Annotated in this window: 11 protein-coding genes; 9 read left to right on the top strand and 2 right to left on the bottom strand. The window is 44.8% G+C overall.

The features are described from left to right. Positions 1-114: 114 nt before the first annotated feature. Together ACFPRA_RS02740 and ACFPRA_RS02735 are read right to left on the bottom strand one after the other, a co-directional pair. Positions 115-2,172: a sensor histidine kinase gene (locus ACFPRA_RS02740; RefSeq protein WP_381430363.1), complete on the bottom strand. Its 2,058-nt coding sequence runs from the start codon at positions 2,170-2,172 to the stop codon at positions 115-117. Positions 2,173-2,211: 39 nt separating this feature from the next. Further along, on the bottom strand, positions 2,212-2,937 hold the full coding sequence (locus tag ACFPRA_RS02735; protein WP_381430360.1) for a response regulator transcription factor: 726 nt from the start codon (positions 2,935-2,937) through the stop codon (positions 2,212-2,214). 279 nt (positions 2,938-3,216) lie between these two features. Here ACFPRA_RS02735 and qhpC point away from each other — a divergent pair, with 279 nt between their 5' ends. From qhpC to mbcS, 9 genes are all read left to right on the top strand, one after another. After that, complete coding sequence (gene qhpC / locus ACFPRA_RS02730; protein WP_381430357.1) at positions 3,217-3,534, top strand: quinohemoprotein amine dehydrogenase subunit gamma; 318 nt, start codon at positions 3,217-3,219, stop codon at positions 3,532-3,534. An 11-nt stretch (positions 3,535-3,545) separates the two neighbouring features. Continuing rightward, positions 3,546-5,165, top strand: coding sequence for a quinohemoprotein amine dehydrogenase subunit alpha (gene peaA / locus ACFPRA_RS02725; RefSeq protein ID WP_381430354.1), 1,620 nt, complete (start codon positions 3,546-3,548; stop codon positions 5,163-5,165). 141 nt (positions 5,166-5,306) lie between these two features. Beyond that, positions 5,307-6,626, top strand: a complete 1,320-nt coding sequence (locus ACFPRA_RS02720; protein WP_381430351.1) for an SPASM domain-containing protein — start codon at positions 5,307-5,309, stop codon at positions 6,624-6,626. 15 nt (positions 6,627-6,641) lie between these two features. Beyond that, on the top strand, positions 6,642-7,709 hold the full coding sequence (locus tag ACFPRA_RS02715) for a quinohemoprotein amine dehydrogenase (RefSeq protein ID WP_381430348.1): 1,068 nt from the start codon (positions 6,642-6,644) through the stop codon (positions 7,707-7,709). A 17-nt stretch (positions 7,710-7,726) separates the two neighbouring features. Beyond that, on the top strand, positions 7,727-8,638 hold the full coding sequence (locus ACFPRA_RS02710; RefSeq protein ID WP_381430345.1) for a hypothetical protein: 912 nt from the start codon (positions 7,727-7,729) through the stop codon (positions 8,636-8,638). A 15-nt stretch (positions 8,639-8,653) separates the two neighbouring features. After that, positions 8,654-9,646: a peptidase U32 family protein gene (locus ACFPRA_RS02705; protein ID WP_381430342.1), complete on the top strand. Its 993-nt coding sequence runs from the start codon at positions 8,654-8,656 to the stop codon at positions 9,644-9,646. Continuing rightward, positions 9,643-11,424 (top strand): ABC transporter ATP-binding protein, encoded by a 1,782-nt coding sequence (locus ACFPRA_RS02700; RefSeq protein WP_381430339.1) that lies wholly within the window; start codon positions 9,643-9,645, stop codon positions 11,422-11,424. Before ACFPRA_RS02705 ends, ACFPRA_RS02700 begins: the two co-directional genes overlap by 4 nt. Continuing rightward, positions 11,393-12,118, top strand: coding sequence for a S8 family peptidase (locus ACFPRA_RS02695; protein WP_381430337.1), 726 nt, complete (start codon positions 11,393-11,395; stop codon positions 12,116-12,118). The genes ACFPRA_RS02700 and ACFPRA_RS02695 overlap by 32 nt, the downstream gene beginning before the upstream one ends. Before the next feature lie 37 nt (positions 12,119-12,155). Beyond that, positions 12,156-13,730, top strand: a complete 1,575-nt coding sequence (mbcS, locus tag ACFPRA_RS02690; RefSeq protein WP_381430335.1) for an acyl-CoA synthetase MbcS — start codon at positions 12,156-12,158, stop codon at positions 13,728-13,730. Positions 13,731-13,738 lie beyond the last annotated feature (8 nt).

Genomic DNA, 13,738 nt, shown 5'->3' with positions numbered 1-13,738 from the left:
AATGGTTGAAAACGATACTACTAGGGGCTGTGATTTTCTATGATGGCTCTTTTAATTATAGGAGGCCAATCGAGCTCTCAGCATGTTAAAAACTTGTTCGCCGGCTGTCGCTCTTTATTTCAATGGGAAGGGTAAAGTGAGTGTGAATTCCGTCCCGATACCTAATTTACTATGTGCCACAATGGTGCCGCCATGTGCGTTAACGACCTCTTGAACGATGGAAAGGCCGAGCCCTGTTCCAGGCTTGTTGGAATTCCTGACTTTGCTTACCCGAAAAAAACGGTCGAAAATATAAGGCAAATCATTTTCTGATATTCCCCAACCCTCATCTTGAACGGTAATGACCGCATGGCTATCTCGTTGCCTCACCTTAATGACGATCCGCGCGCCCGGGTCTGAATATTTGAGTGCATTTTTAATCAGATTCATTAGAGCCCTTTCAATATAATGCACATCAATGTCAATATGAGGCAAGTCCGGTTCAATATCAAATTCAATCGTATCATAGTTGATAAAATTAGATTCAATCTCTTGGAGAAACGCCGTAGTATCTACTCGTTGAAAATGAAAAGGCTGCTCTTTCAAATCTATTCGGTTCAGTTCGGAAGCATTGATGACTAAGTTGTTGATGGAGGCCAAATGGTTCTGAATACGGTTGAAATACAGATCAAAATCATCCTCGCTGATCACCCCATCTTGAATCGCTTCTATATAACCATGAATGAGCGTAATCGGTGTTTTTAAGTCATGCGCAATATTGGCGAAAAGTAGTTTTCGCTGCTGCTCTGTCTCTTGCAGTTTTTTATTTGTTTCAATGAGTGAGATGTTTAGCCGAACCAACTGCTGGGTGCGCTCCTTCACTTTTTCCTCCAATTGACTGTTCAATGTCTGATAATTGCCGATCAACTTATTGATCTGCTGACTCATCGAATTGAAGGATTGGCTGACCAAGTTGAACTCATGGAGCGATTGTTGAGGAATCTCCGTTTTGAAATTTTCATTTTGAAAGGAACGGATTCCGCCTAGGATTTCTCGGACCGGCTTCGTGAAATTCCTCCAAATGGCAATTGAACACAAAAGGGTGAATAGCAATGTGAACATCATCATGTTGCGCATATGGTTGAAAATCGATTGCTTATGGGCTGTTAATTGCCGGTCGGTCAGGTTTTTAATATGATCTACAATCCCTCCTTCAGGGATAGCGAAAATCAATTTCCAACCGGTATGATCGATTGTCGAGGACAGGAAGATCTTATTCACTCCGTTGATGGATAGGAGAATGGGCTGTTCGTCCTCTGAGATTTTTTGTCGGACCTCTTTCGTCAAGGAAGTTAGATCGGTCTCCGCTTTGTCCTGAAAGGCGATAAATTCGTTATTTTGGTTCAGTAATATGGCGTAGGCGGATTCTTCTTTGAATTTCATATTGAGTAAATGGTCTAAGGCGCGATGTGTCGTTATGTCCGCGCCCAAAATGCCGAGTTGGTCCCCGTTGCGACCCAAAATAGGAACTGCAATGGAGAACATTTCATGCCGGTGAGTCAGGTCAATATACGGATCCGTCCAACCGACCGTGTTGCTATTTGCGGAATCATTCACAGCAGCAGTATAAAAAGCCTCTTTCGTAAAATCGACCTCCGCCATTAAAAAGCCATCCATAATTTCCTTTGGCGCATCCATTGCCGGGTAAATACGCCACGCCGAGGTTGGGGAAATATAATAAACTGCGGCAATGGCTTGATTGCTTTTGACGATTTGTTTCATCGCCCCTTCAATGCTTTTTGTCTGTTTGAGGCGCTCCACTGTTTCCGCCGTTAAGGGATAGGAGGCAGTCGTTCCTGAATTGGAGGAATCCCCTTTAACTGACTCCCAATAAATACCGCCAACATCTTGTTGTAAGTGGAGGGAATAGCCGGGCGGCACAATGGAAGATTCAAATGCTTCCTCTAAAGTCGCACGCAATTGCAGCATTTGTTTTTTATATCCTTCCAACTGAATGCTCGTCGCATTTGCTTGCTTGTTAATATTTTCTTTATATAAATAAAGGACGTGCTCGATGACATCTTTTTCAATATTCTCTCCCGTTATCGTGATGGAGTTTTTTGTACTTTGAATGATGAAGTAGGTAATGATAACGAGCGGAATAAGCGAAAGGAGAAGTAAAGTCCATAGCATTCTCCCTCTGAATGTAAAAAAAAATTATAAAATAGCGATTTAGCTTTTTTGAACAGACTCATTGAATTTATACCCTGCCCCTCGAAGAGTTAGAATGACACTTGGTTTTTTCGGGTTTTCCCCAAGTTTTTTCCGTAAATTCCCGATATGGACCGTCACTGTTTTCGTATCGATATTCGACTCGTATCCCCAGACGCGCTCTAGCAAATGTTCTGCACTCAACACTTGAAAAGGATGAAGCATGAAAAATTGCAAAAGCTCAAATTCTTTGGAGGAAAGATGGACTTTTTTGTTATGAATATAGCAATCGTGCCGGCTGCTGTCCAAAAGGATGGAAGCTGATCTGAAAACATTTGTTTCTACTGCGTCAATGTCTTGAATCTCGAGCAATTGTGATTCATAACAACGGCGCAAATGGGCTTTCACCCGTGCGATTAATTCATTCATCCCAAAAGGCTTGCCGATATAATCATCCCCACCGACACTCAATCCGATGACTTTATCAATTTCCGAGTCTTTGCAACTCAGAAAAAGTACAGGCACGTTCGTCTCTTGACGAATCCTTCGGCAAATTTCGATGCCATCCAGATCAGGGAGCTGCACATCCAGCAAGATTAATTGCGGATTGATTGACCTCACCTTTTCCAACGCCTCCTGTGCATTGCTCGCCTCTTCGAAGTTATACCCTTCTTTTTTTAAATAAAGACCAATCAGTTCACGAATTTCTGGTTCGTCATCCACATGCAGAATGGTAGATTTATTCATCATTTCGACCCCTTTATTTGGATCTCACCTTAATTTTTCTATTTCATTAGTCAACAGATGCGTGCTGAAATCAGCAGCAGAATAATCCTGTTAGGTATGGCGATACGTTTTTAATAAAAATTAATATTTATAGGGCTTTATCTCGTAGTATAACAATGTTATTTAATTCTGAAAAGAGTTTATTTTTACTTTATTTTTACTTTGAATTTGCTTTCATTTTACTCTATCTTGATATTCTCAGACTTATTAAGGCTTTCATTAAGAAAGGAAGGGTGGCCTATGAAGCATAGTAAACCATTGAACCGCAAAGGGAAAATGGCTATGAAGCGAATTAATGAAGGAGAAAAAATGGACGTGGAAGGTCTTCAATTACCAATTGGTTGTACAACAGTTTTTGACCCGGGATGGGAGGCGGATAGTTCAGAGGTTTCCGTATTCGGCCTTTGCCAGCCGATGGAGCGCGATCTCTATGGCTGTTACGGAGATTGCTGGTGGGCAGCGCAAGTACCGGACGGCTTGTCGAAATATCCGGAATGGCATCAGGATTGTCCAGCAGCCGTGCGGGATTGGCAAAAATTAAAGTTTATCGATGGGTAGGGGGGATCCGAGTGTTTCGAAATAAAAGAACAATGTTTGGTGTTATTTTGCTATTGCTTACTGTACTCGTAATTGTTACCGCTTGCACGAAAGATGACTCGCAGAAAAGTAAGGACGAATCAAAAGAGGAAGCGCGGGCACCGGGGCTTAGCTTAGCAAATGAAGAATGGAGCGAGACATTCCAGAATTCGTGTCTAACATGCCATGCCGTTGGTGAAAACGGAAAAGTGGAACGGATTAGTGATATCCGCAAAACGCCGGAAGGATGGCAGGACACAATTACTCGCATGCAGACGATGTGGGGAGTTCAGATAACGGATGAAGAAAAAGCGGCTATTGTTCAGGAGCTGAGCGATAAGAACGGATTAGCGCCGGGAGAAACAGAAAAAGTACTGTACTGGCTAACAGAAAGTGGCTCAACAATCGAACCGGTTACGGAAGAGTACAACAAGATTGAAAGTTCCTGTATCGCATGCCATGCCGGAGGAAGGTCTCTTGCACAGTACCGTACCGAAGACGAGTGGATGAAATTAAAAGACTTCCACATCGGGATGAGCCCAGCCATGATTTACCAAATGCGGACGGTGAAATGGGAAGAAGAGGCAGATCAAATCCTCGCCTATATGGCAAGTATCCATCCGTATGGTACGGATGAATGGGAGCAATGGAAAGACGAAAAGACTGATCATGAGATCGCTGGCACATGGAGGATTGTCGGCCGTCAGCCGGGAAGCGGACTATATAGCGGGCACTCGGAAATTTCAAAAAAGGAAGATATGTATTATGAGAAACGAACATTATTCATGCCTGATGAACAAGAGAAGACCTCTGAAGGAAACGTTCGGAAATATGCAGGCTATTCATTGCGCAGTAGTTTGAGTGACGGGGATGTGAAAATCCGGGGTGTCTTTAATGTAAAAGAGGACGGCGAGAAAATTGAGGGTCGGTGGAACGAAGTAAACGATAAGGGGAAATTTGCAGACGAAACGTACTATAAAGCGGATAAAACAGCACTTTTGGCTTCATGGCCAAGTTCCATTAAAACAGGCACAACAGAAACAATCCATGTTATTGGCGCAAAATTGCCTGACCAGCTGACGACTGATAGTTTTGTTGCATCTGATGGCCTAGTTGTCGATAAAGTCGAAAAGCAGGATGGCGACGATGTCTGGGTTACGGTCACGGCGAAAGAAACAGGCGAAATGATGCTAGATTTAAAAGACGGCGGACAACCCGTGAAAATCATAGCATTCGACAAAGTAGATTCCATTAAAGTATTGCCGGAAAGAGGATTGGCACGATTGAATTATACCGGTTATCAGCAGAGCGTTCAGTTTGAAGCGATTGGCTACACTACGGATCATAAAGAGATCGGTCCACTGTTCGTCAAATGGGAGCTTCAGGAGCAGAACGAGAAAAACGATGATCTGAAATACGTTGGCCAGATCGATGCTGACTCCGGGCTTTTCACTCCGGGACAAGGCGGTCCGAATCCCGAACGGACTTGGTCGTCCAATAATACGGGATACGTTACTGTTCAAGCAAGCTACCAGGATCCGACCACCAAAGAAAAAATGACTGGAGAGGGGACACTCTTTATTACACTACCGGACTATGTCTATATCAAATAGAAAGCGGTGATTCCTATTATACAAACGGCAGATCAATTATCCGTGACAAATCAGCTCATTTTCGAAGTCAAAGGCAAATCATATGTGTTTCAGGGACTCAGCGGCTTTATTAGTGAAATTTCACCCCTGGGCAAATCAATCTTGGAATTATTGAAAAGCGGCTCCAGATCGTTATGCGAAGTCGAGAAGCAACTGGGCGGACAATATGGGAAGGAGGAAGTCCAGTCGGCAATTGAGGAGTTATTACAGCAAGAAGTCATCCGGTTAAATGACGGTATAGGGAAGAATAGCCGGACACCTGGAGTTCCGCAAGGTGAATTACCGATCCAGACACTTGTTTTTCATCTGGTGAACGAATGCAATCTTGGCTGTACGTACTGTTATGCCGGCGGTGGTGAATATGGGGCTCCGATGAAAACGATGAATGAGCCGACCGCGGAAAAAGCGATCGATTTCCTTATCAAAGAATCCAAAGGCGCGCCAAACGTTTCTGTCATATTGTTCGGGGGAGAACCGACGCTCAATTGGAGACTGTTGACCCATGTTGTTGAATATGGGAAGAAAGCGGCAAAGCAGGCGGGAAAACAAATTGATTTTTCCATGACGACTAACGGAACGCTATTGAACGAGAGACGCATCAATTTCCTCGTCGAGCATAATATCGGCGTGTCGGTTAGCATGGATGGAGATGAAAATACTCAGGACAAATGGCGACCGTTCAAATCTGGCCACGGATCTTATGAAATGGTCAATAAAAATGCCCGCAAGCTGATTGAAAAGCACCATACGAAACCGGTCGCTGCTCGGGTTACATTGACAAAAGATTTCCCTCACGTGAAAGAGACGTTCACGCATCTTCAAAAAATGGGATTTCATGAAGTTGGGTTCGCACCGGTTTCCGAAACGGACGAGGCCTTTATTTTGAATAAGCCGGAGCTTTCTCGCCTGTTGGATGAATTTGAAGAACTTACAGAGATTTTTGTCCAAGAAGCAAAGATGGATCGTTATTTTGGTTTTTCCAACTTGGTGAATGTTCTCGTGGAATTGCACACCGGTGTCAATAAAGGCTATGGATGTGGTGCTGGGATCGGGTTTTATGCAGTCAGTCCTTCGGGGGACCTGTTTCTGTGTCATCGTTTTAATGAACAGGATGAGTACAAAATGGGAGATATCTATGAAGGGGTGGACCGGAGATTCCAGAAGACGTTGCTCGAATCGCTGCATGTAGACAACAAGACGACATGCTCCCGCTGTCCGCTAAAGCATACTTGCTCGGGTGGCTGCTATTACGAAGCAAAGGAGCGACAAGGGGAAATTACGGCACCGAATCTTCATTATTGCAACTGGATGTATCGCTGGTACACCATTGCGCTAAAGGCGTATGTACAAGTCATGGAAGACAATCCGACGTTCCTTGATCGGATCGCTGGACTGCCGCTTGACGATTGCCATGCTAATTAGAAGGGAGGCTGCATAGTGAAGAGAACATGGCTTTTTTCTATACTCGCCGTTTTCCTAGTATTTAGTTTGAATAGTTCAGTATTGGCTGCCAAAGAAACTGGGAAAACGAAAGAAATGCTTTATCTCACTGGTTATGAATATGTCTTTGCTGTGGATCCGGAAACGGAGGAAGTAACGGAAATTCCGGTAACCGGTATGACGAGGGATATTGTGTTTACGAAAGATGGGCATAGATTATTCGTTAATACGGACATCAGGCAAAAAGTTGCTATCATTGACACGGTGAAAAATATTGTCATTGATGAGTTAGATTTTACAAAAGATAACTATCGTTCCCGCATCTATGGAATGACTGTGGATCCGGAAGGCAAGCTGCTTTATGCTATGACGATGCGCTCAATAGTTGAAGGAACAGAATTGAAAACATTGCCTCCTGCCATCCTCGTCATGGATATAGAAAAGAAAGAAATTGTCAAGGAGATTGAAGTTCCATACGGTGTCCACGTGCTGCAATTTTATGAAGACGGCAGCAAAATCGCTGTTTGGGGCAGGGATCTATATGAATATGACATTGAGCAAGATACGTTGACACTGCATTACGAGTTGTTTGATCCTGATGATAAGAGTGCCGGCCGCAGCAACTACCTCTTACTGTGGCCGCGTGATCAAGAGACTGATAATCTAGCAGCTACAGTCAACTATGTGTACTATCCAGAAACAGGCGAGACGACGGAAGGCTTTGTTACATGGGATCTGAAAACGGGCGATGTGGAAAGAATCGAGTATAAGGAAGAACCGATCGGCTTTTTCTCAGGGATCATTTCAAGAGATCGGAAAACGGCATATGGAGGCATGAACATGCTTGCCAAGACCAATCTCTCGACATTGAAACATGATAAAGTCATTAAAACAAAGTTAGGCACGTCTTATGGCTTCAACATAAGTGGTGATGGAAAAACGATTTATGCAGGAGGAGGAGGTCCTGATGTCAATTTCTATGATGCAGAAACATTGGAGTATAGAGGAACAGTCGATCTGAAAACAGATGCGATGGATGTCCGTGTTGTACAAATAAAACAATGAATGGGAAGTGAAGCGATATGGAGTTGGCGCTCGCTGTCCAGGATGCAAAGCAACTTTCTCTGTTGGAAAACAGAGAGAGACTTTCCCCTATGGAGCAAGAAACAATAGCAATCTTGGAAGAGAACATCAAACGGAAATTTCAGCTGACAGAACCGGATCGTTTATATTTTGGATCAGAATTTTGTCAGTATCGAATTGCAGAGCTGACAGATGTCCAGAAAGCATATGAGTATACGAGAGAACGAGGTTACGCTTTCACATTTGTTACCCCGTATGTACCGGAAAATGGTATGAAATTGCTTATTCCCATCTTTGAATGGCTTGATTCACGAGAGGACGCGGTGGAAGTAGTCGTCAACGATTGGGGCATGTCCTATACAGTCGCCACGAAATACCCGAATCTCCAAATCGTCATCGGGCGCCTTTTGAATAAAATGATCCGCGACCCGCGCGTCGCCCATTTATACAATCAAAAGAACGCACCTGAACGGGCGAAATCTGTTTTTATGAATTCTTCGTTTGAGACGCCGTATTTCAGGCAGTTCTTGGAACGTTTGCAAGTCAAACGAATCGAATATGATTCGTTCATCCAGCCAATCGAAAAGTCGGTGGATCGGGAAGGGTTGGCGACATCGCTTTACTTAGGATACGGCGTTATCGCGACGGGACGCTCTTGTCTTGTCGGTACATTGCACAAGCCGCGGGAGGAAAAGTTTCAAGGCGATATCCAGTGCAAGCAGCAATGCTGCCACTACATTGCCCAAATGGAAAATACAAGGCAGCAGCTCGGTCAATTACCAGTGAGGACGATGCAGAAAGGGAATTCGGCCTTTTATCAGCAAACCGAAGAACTTGTTGGGAATGTCCTCGATTGGGCGGATGACATGCAGGTGGACCGTTTGATCGTCAGTCCCAAAATACCGGTGTAAAAGGAGGGGAACCAATTGAAAGTATTAGCACCGATCAGCCAGATCGAAGAAGTGGAGATGCTCGTCCATAATGGCGCAGAAGAATTTTATGCTGGATTCATCCCGACCGACTGGATCCGTTCGTTTACGAGCGGTGTCTGGATGAACCGACGTGCGACACAGGCCAGTATCCCAGCTGTAGAAGAATTTGCTAAATTAATCGAAAGGTCGCATTCCTTTAATATTCCAGTGTTCATGACTTTGAATGCACCGTATTATACGCAGGAACAGATCCCATTACTGCTTGATATTATCGGCGAGGCATATAAGTGTGGCACGGACGCTTTCATTGTCAGTGATATCGGTTTGATGATGGCCATCAAAGCGCATTACCCAGATGCCGGCATCCATGTGAGCAGTTTGGCTGCTCCGTTGAATAGTGAAAGCGTCAATTTATACCGTGAGCTTGGTGCGGAGCGCATTGTTTTTCCGCGCAGCTTATCACTGGAAGAGATGGCGGAGATCATGGACGTGGGCGGACGGGATCTTGAATATGAGTTGTTCATTTTAAATGATGGCTGTGTGTATGAAGAAAGCTTTTGTTTTACTACACATAATCAGGTCGGAGCTTTCTGTGCGACGCAAAACTGGGATTTCCAATTCGAATCGGCGGAAAATCGTGAGTTATCGTTGCGAGAGCAGGAAAAACTGGCCTCCCATTTGAAAGATTACCAGGATTTTGTTTGGTTCACCCATAGTTGCGGATCCTCCGTTTCAGATCACGGCATTCCACTTGGTCCATGCGGATTATGCGCATTGCCGGAAATCGCTGCACTCGGAATCGATTCGTTGAAAATCGTCGGACGTGAAGCGAATTCCATTCGGAAATTGGCCAGTGTGCAGCTCGTCTCGGAAGTTGTGAAATCCGTGCGCCAAGGGATGGAGAAGAAAAAAGTGCAGGAAAGGGCCATCGCCATCCGCAAAACACCCGAGTTTTGTGAATCGAAGTATATGTGCTATTACCGATGAACCGAAAACGGCATATGCTCCGGTGGCTCTGGCCCTTCTTTTCGCCACATCGTTTCGTGCTAGTTCTCGTATTCATCTTTGCCATTATAGGCACGGCACTGGAATTATCGTATCCCTATTTGTCGAAGGTGTTCATCGATGACGTGCTAATCCAGCCGAAGTACTCACTAAAATCCATACTGCTGCTGACAGTTGGTCTTACCGTTTTCGGCACCATTTTACAGCTTGTTAATAGTTATATTTATTTGCGAACGACATTGACAATTATTAAAAAGCTTCGGCTTCATCTGTTTCTCCATCTTGAACGGCTCCGCTATTCGTTTTTCGTTCGAACGAGGGTAGGGGATATTACGACACGGCTAAATGGGGACATCAATATCGTCCAAGGGACATTGACTGATGGGCTGCTCCAATTTTGCATGTCCGTTCTGACGTTGATGTTCATCACCGGCGTCCTGATCTACCTAGATTGGAAGTTATTTTTATTAACGCTGTTCATCTTCCCGTTGCTCATCGTTTCACTTTTGTATTTCCGACCAAAAATCACGAAGAAGACAAAACACATCCGTGAAAATCAAAGTGATATTCAAGGGCATATGATTGAAACGTTTGGCCAGATTCGCCTCATAAAATTACTTCGGGCGGAGGAAGATCGGAAGAACAAGCTTGGCGTCAAGATCGATCAGTTGAACCAAAATTCCTTGCAATACGCCATCATAGAGAGCATGGCGGGCGGAATTCCGCGAATTATCACTACAGGGATGTCATCGATCATCTTATTCCTCGGTGGAATGATGGTTATTGATGGAAGGATGACGCTCGGAAGCCTGCTTGCGTTCACGGCGTATTTAAGCCGCTTCTTCTCTCCGGTGCAAACATTGGCGGGACTGTATATCCGTTTCCAGAACATGTTTGTTTCGCTCCATCGATTAATGGAATATTTGCAACTACCCCTGGAAGATGACGAAGCGCATGCGACCTTTCCGACAAAAATAGACGGAGGTCCTCTGTTCCAATGTCGGGCGGTCGGGAAGCGATATGGGGAAAATAGTCGCTTATTCAAGGATGTAGATTTGACGCTGAAAGGAAGCCACTCGTATGCGCTGGTCGGACCGAGTGGATCGGGCAAAAGCACATTCATTGATCTGCTTGTCCGCTTGAAACGGTCGTCTGAAGGAGAGTTACTGTTTAGGAGAAGACCGATTGAGGACATATCTGTCGATGAACTCCGCAAACAGGTTTTCATTGTCGCGCAGGAGGTAGAGATTCTCCATGATACAGTCATGGAAAACTTATTGCTCGGCATTTCACAGGAGGAACGAAGGCAGATTACGAAAGAAGAGATTGTCCTAGTATGCCAGCAGATCGGCCTTCATTCTGAAATTCAGCAGCTGTCGGACCAATATGATACGGTGATCGGCGAACGAGGGAAAATGTTGTCAGGCGGCCAAAAACAACGGTTATCCATTGCCCGCGGGCTACTCAGGAAACCCGAAGTTCTCATACTGGATGAAGCGACGAGCGGACTGGATTATGAACTGGAGCGCGAGCTGTTCAAGCGGCTGCATACGTGGCAACGAACAGAGGAGGGGCGCATGCTGCTCGTAATTTCTCACCGGTTGGATTCGATTGATTGGGTGGATCGTTGGTTGCTGGTGCAACAAGGAACGATTTCGGAAGTGGATACGTATGTCCAAATGAGGACCGAGGCGAATCAATGGAATGAAGGAGGGGAGGCGAATCGTTATGGGTATTGTGAAACAAGCAAAACGAGTTGATCCGCTGATGGAATTTACAGGAAAAGGGATCAAAGTCGCCGTTCTTGATAGCGGCGCCAACATCTATCATTCACATATCAATCAAGAGCTGGACGGGCTTGCATTCCGGGTAAATCGAGATGGTTGGATTGAACTCCATGAAGATATTCGGGATTACCTCGGACATGGCACTGCGATTACGGCGGTCATACGCTACATGGCTCCAGATGCTGAGATTCTGGTTGGAAAGATTTTTGATGAAAAGTTGGCGTGTTATCCAACTGTCTTAGCAGAAGCGATTGACTGGGCAGTGGAGAAGCAAGTCCAGATTATCAACCTGAGCCTGGGCGTAAATCGCAGCCATCGGGTGATCGATGAGGCATGTGCGTCCGCCATTGAAAAAGGTGTAGCGATCGTTGCTTCATATAATGAGCAGTCTGGTTTGGTGTGGCCGGCGAAGTATCCCGGCGTCTTTGGTGTACGAGCAGGAGAAGTGCCACGTCCAGAATGGCAGTTGAACGCCCCTTATGACTTCTCGGCATGCGGATACCCGCGGGAATTGCCGGAAGACACACAAGTCTATAATATCCACGGGCATAGCTTCGCAGCTGCCCACTTCACCTCATGGCTCGCACGATGGTATGAACAACAGGAAGGGAAACACGTTCTAGAGGCAGTTTCTTACTTCAATCGTAACTACTTAGTTTCGCTTTAATAATAAGAAAATGGTTATGAAGTGAGGGGATATTGGGATGAATAGAGAAGAACTTATCGCACCGGAACAATATAATTTGGCTAGTGAATTTGAAAAGTATACGAATGGTACGGGAAAGAAAGCCCTAATCTATATCAATAAAGCAGGCGAAAAGAAAGAAATTAGCTACGATGAATTAATGGAAGCGTCCAATCGGGCAGCCAATGTTTTTACAGAAAATGGTCTTCGGAAAGGTGATGTTCTTCTTGTCATGATGCCACGAATGATTGAGGCATATGTGACCTATATTGGAGCGCTGAAAGCGGGGCTTGTCGTCATTCCAAGTTCAGAAATGTTGAGAGCATCCGATATTGAATACCGATTGGCGCATAGCGAAGCAAAAGCGATTGTAGCATTTGAAGCGTTTACAGACCAGTTCAGTGAAGTGAAGAATATGAAGGATGTCCAGCTTTTCGTTGTAGGTTGCGCCAAAAAGGAACAGCTTTCGTTGACGGAACTTTTGAAAACGGCGTCATCCGACTTTAAAACGCCTGCCACGAATCGTGAAGACACGGCATTTTTGTCATACACTTCAGGAACGACGGGAAAGCCTAAAGGTGTTGTCCATACGCATGGATGGGGCTACGCACATCTACGAACAGCGGGTGCTTGGCTCGGTATTGAAGAAGATGACATTGTTTGGGCAACAGCTGCTCCTGGTTGGCAAAAATGGATTTGGACCCCATTTCTTTCCGTGCTGGGCAGCGGAGCAACTGGAATAGTATATGATGGGAAATTCGATGTAAATACGTATTTGGAGCTTATCAATGCCTATAGTGTGAATGTAATTTGCTGTACGCCGACGGAATACCGATTCATAGCGAAAGCCGATAATTTACAGGATTACGATATTTCCTCCATTCGAAGTGCCGTTTCGGCTGGTGAACCCCTCAACAAAGAAGTGATTGCTATTTTCGATAAAACATTTTCACTGAACGTTAGGGATGGGTACGGACAGACGGAAAATACATTGCTGGTCGGGTCGCTATTAGGTATAGAAGCTCGTCCAGGATCTATGGGGAAACCGACACCTGGTAACAAAGTTGAAATTATCGACGAAGAAGGGAATCCGGTCCAATCAGGGGAAGTCGGTGATATTGCGGTACATGTTTCGACACCAGCATTGTTTAAAGCGTATTTAAAAGATCCGGAACGGACACAAACGCAGTTCCGTGGTGATTATTATGTGACAGGCGACAGGGCAAAAATGGATGAAGACGGTTATTTTTGGTTTGAAGGACGTAGCGATGATATTATCATTAGTTCAGGCTACACAATCGGTCCATTCGAAGTAGAGGATGCATTGACGAAACACCCTGCTGTCCGCGAATGTGCGGTTGTCGCAAGCCCGGATGTAGTACGAGGAAATGTTGTAAAAGCATTTGTTGTTCTTCGTGAACCCAAAAGGAAAAATGAGGAAGGGCTTATTCGTGATTTACAGGAACATGTGAAAAAATTAACTGCTCCTTATAAATACCCTAGAAAAATTGAGTTTATAGAGGAGCTACCTAAAACAGCTTCTGGAAAAACCATTCGTGTTGAATTGCGAAAACGGGAACAACAACAACAATAATTTGAAAG

The sequence above is a fragment of the Sporosarcina soli genome, assembly GCF_042655805.1.
Classification (GTDB): Bacteria; Bacillota; Bacilli; order Bacillales_A; family Planococcaceae; genus Sporosarcina; species Sporosarcina soli.
Note: the sequence above shows the minus strand (reverse complement) of the source record. Positions and strands in the feature narration are given on the sequence as shown.

Bases quoted from the DNA above. Each gene is read 5' to 3' on its own strand.
- ACFPRA_RS02740 (WP_381430363.1), bottom strand. From the start codon at position 2,172: ATGCTATGGACTTTACTTCTCCTTTCGCTTATTCCGCTCGTTATCATT.
- ACFPRA_RS02735 (WP_381430360.1), bottom strand. From the start codon at position 2,937: ATGAATAAATCTACCATTCTGCATGTGGATGACGAACCAGAAATTCGT.
- qhpC (WP_381430357.1), top strand. From the start codon at position 3,217: ATGAAGCATAGTAAACCATTGAACCGCAAAGGGAAAATGGCTATGAAG.
- ACFPRA_RS02710 (WP_381430345.1), top strand. From the start codon at position 7,727: ATGGAGTTGGCGCTCGCTGTCCAGGATGCAAAGCAACTTTCTCTGTTG.
- ACFPRA_RS02700 (WP_381430339.1), top strand. From the start codon at position 9,643: ATGAACCGAAAACGGCATATGCTCCGGTGGCTCTGGCCCTTCTTTTCG.
- ACFPRA_RS02695 (WP_381430337.1), top strand. From the start codon at position 11,393: ATGGGTATTGTGAAACAAGCAAAACGAGTTGATCCGCTGATGGAATTT.
- mbcS (WP_381430335.1), top strand. From the start codon at position 12,156: ATGAATAGAGAAGAACTTATCGCACCGGAACAATATAATTTGGCTAGT.